A 2,580-nucleotide genomic window follows, 5' to 3' on the forward strand; every position below is an offset into this window, starting at 1 on the left:
GCCGGCGCGGTTTTCGGCCGCAGTGGCCGTCGGCGCGGCAGTCACCGGATGGGGAGTCGCACAGTATCCCTGGATGTTTGCCGACCAACTGACCATCCAGGAGGCGGCAGGTGCGAGCACCACTCTGCAAGCCCTACTCGTTGTGGTTGCATTCGCCGCGGTCAGCGTGCTGCCGGCGCTGGCCTACCTGCTCTGGTTCACTCAGAAGTCGAAATCAACTCTTGTCGATGGACATAGCGCCGCATCATGACGTGACGGACTGTCACCTCAAACCGAGGTCCCACCCAATCAAGAATTCTGCGGCGAGGTCGTCATGGCTGTGGAGTCCTCCGCTGCAAGGAACACACGTGTTTGCTGGGGCGAAGAGCCAAGCACGGTCACTCGCATTCTCAGAAGGAGTGGCGTTTCATCGGTAGTAGCAGCCCGAGCTCGCTGACGAGCACCGGCAGCCGACGCCGGGCAGATTGGAGCTAGAAATGATCACCCTCTACGCACTGGCCGCAGCCTTCGGCATCGGTGTGCTCTGGCTCGGAACAAATATCAAGGTTGTCAAGCAGTTCGAACGCGGTGTCGTCTTCCGGTTCGGCCGTGTGCAATCCGGCCTTCGCGGCCCAGGACTCACAATGTTGATTCCGATCGCCGATCACCTCGAAAAAGTGAACATGCAGATCATCACGATGCCTGTGCCCGCCCAAGATGGCATCACCCGCGACAATGTGACCGTCCGTGTGGATGCTGTCATCTATTTCAAGGTCTCGGATCCGGTGCGTGCGGCTGTCGACGTGCAGGACTACCCGTCGGCTATCGGCCAGGTTGCACAGACATCACTGCGTTCAATCATCGGCAAGAGCAACCTGGACGACCTGCTGTCCAACCGCGAGCATCTCAATCAGGGCCTGGAGTTGATGATCGACAGCCCCGCGCTGGGCTGGGGTGTTCAGATCGACCGCGTCGAAATCAAAGATGTAGTGCTGCCCGATTCGATGAAGCGGTCGATCGCGCGCCAAGCCGAGGCGGAGCGTGAGCGACGGGCTCGGGTGATCACCGCCGAAGGCGAACTTCAGGCATCCGAAAAACTCGCCCAAGCAGCTGAGATCATGGCCGAGCACCCAGCCGCGCTGCAACTGCGACTCCTGGAGACCGTCGTCGAGGTCGCCGCAGAGAAGAATTCCACCCTGGTACTTCCCTTCCCGGTCGAACTGCTCCGATTTCTGGAACGCGCCACACCGCAGGCACCCGCGGGCCAGAACAAAGCCACCGATACTGACGCGGACGCAGCGTCCAACCGTGAAACAATGACGCTGGAACCAGGACAGATTCCCGACGACGCCCGCGGCTTGGAACTCCACACACGCATCGCGGAGACATTCCAGCGGGATCAGTGACGTTTGATTTGTGGCAGTGCTTCCACATCTTGGAGCAATCACCGCGGGCATATATCTACCGCAGGCCGACTGACCCCGGAGGCTCGCAAGGATTGTGGACGGCAATGCGGCGACTCTGCCCGCGGCGAAGGTCAGCTGGGCAACGTTAGCGTCTGCTGGCGGTCATCACGACTTCGGTTAGGGCCCCATTCCACGGCGTTGGCGTAACGAGGATGTAGAAGGTATCGCCGTCTGACGTCCCTTATATCGGTGTTGTTGACCAAAGTGAACGACACATACTCGGTCGACCAGTCGTCGGCGATGGCTTCTAGCTCGTCGTCGGCGGTGTACCCGCTTTTTTAGTCGTCGTGTCACGAGGCTGCCACAAACCGCGCGCAGCTACGGCGGATGGCCCACCTGTGAGTCTTCTCAGCCTCGTTCAGCGACGACACAAGCTCCAGTGGGCATGTTGGACCCAACAGCCAACGGGCTGCGACAGAAAGGATCGACAATGCTGAACCGAAGGAGCAGGATCTTCGCCGCAGTGACATCGGCACTTGCCGGCGCCGCGTTGGGCGGAGGAATCGCCGTCGCCAACGCGACGCCCACACCGCCCCCGCCGGCGCCTCCGACAGTGGTGGACACACCGGAACCGGGTGACAGCCCGGACGGTACCGATGCCGCCGACACGGACAACGTCCAGGAAGGTGACCAGAACGGTCCGGAGGTGCCGGACACTCCCGTTCCTCCGCCACCGCCGACCCGCTGATCGCTCCGACCGCCGGCCGCAGCCGCGGCGGCGGACCACAGAGAATCATCGGGTCCGCCGCCGTTCGGGCGTGAACGCAGGACACTAGTACGGGCAGATCCGCGAAAGGCGGGTGGGGTATGCGGGTGCTACTCGTGGAGGACGAGACGGCGCTGGCTGAAACGCTGGCGGCCGGGCTGCGGGCGGATGGATTCGCCGTTGACATCGCCGGTGACGGTATCCAGGCGTTGACTCGAGTGCAGGCCACCAAATACGACGCGATGGTCCTGGACATCATGTTGCCGGGTCGATCTGGCTACGAGGTGGTGCGCACGCTGCGCAGCGAAGGGGTATGGGTTCCCATCCTGATGCTCACCGCCAAGGATGGGGAATACGATGAAGCCGACGCCCTCGATCTGGGCGCCGATGACTATCTGACCAAGCCGTTTTCGTATGTCGTGCTGCTGG

At 62.1% G+C, this 2,580-nt stretch carries 4 protein-coding genes; all 4 read left to right on the top strand.

Translation table 11 applies throughout. The features are described 5' to 3' along the window. The coding region (locus tag QOC76_RS27495) for a cytochrome d ubiquinol oxidase subunit II (protein WP_526362472.1) at positions 1-250 on the top strand (250 nt) is incomplete at its 5' end. Positions 251-476: 226 nt separating this feature from the next. After that, positions 477-1,385: an SPFH domain-containing protein gene (locus QOC76_RS27500; protein WP_526362474.1), complete on the top strand. Its 909-nt coding sequence runs from the start codon at positions 477-479 to the stop codon at positions 1,383-1,385. 490 nt (positions 1,386-1,875) lie between these two features. Next, the gene (locus QOC76_RS27505; protein ID WP_526362476.1) at positions 1,876-2,133 is read left to right on the top strand and encodes a hypothetical protein; all 258 of its coding nucleotides are present in this window, start codon (positions 1,876-1,878) and stop codon (positions 2,131-2,133) included. A 119-nt stretch (positions 2,134-2,252) separates the two neighbouring features. Next, the coding region (locus tag QOC76_RS27510) for a response regulator transcription factor (RefSeq protein WP_526362478.1) at positions 2,253-2,580 on the top strand (328 nt) is incomplete at its 3' end.

This window comes from Mycobacterium sp., from assembly GCF_032159565.1.
GTDB lineage: Bacteria > Actinomycetota > Actinomycetes > Mycobacteriales > Mycobacteriaceae > Mycobacterium.

Bases quoted from the DNA above. Each gene is read 5' to 3' on its own strand.
- QOC76_RS27500 (WP_526362474.1), top strand. From the start codon at position 477: ATGATCACCCTCTACGCACTGGCCGCAGCCTTCGGCATCGGTGTGCTC.
- QOC76_RS27505 (WP_526362476.1), top strand. From the start codon at position 1,876: ATGCTGAACCGAAGGAGCAGGATCTTCGCCGCAGTGACATCGGCACTT.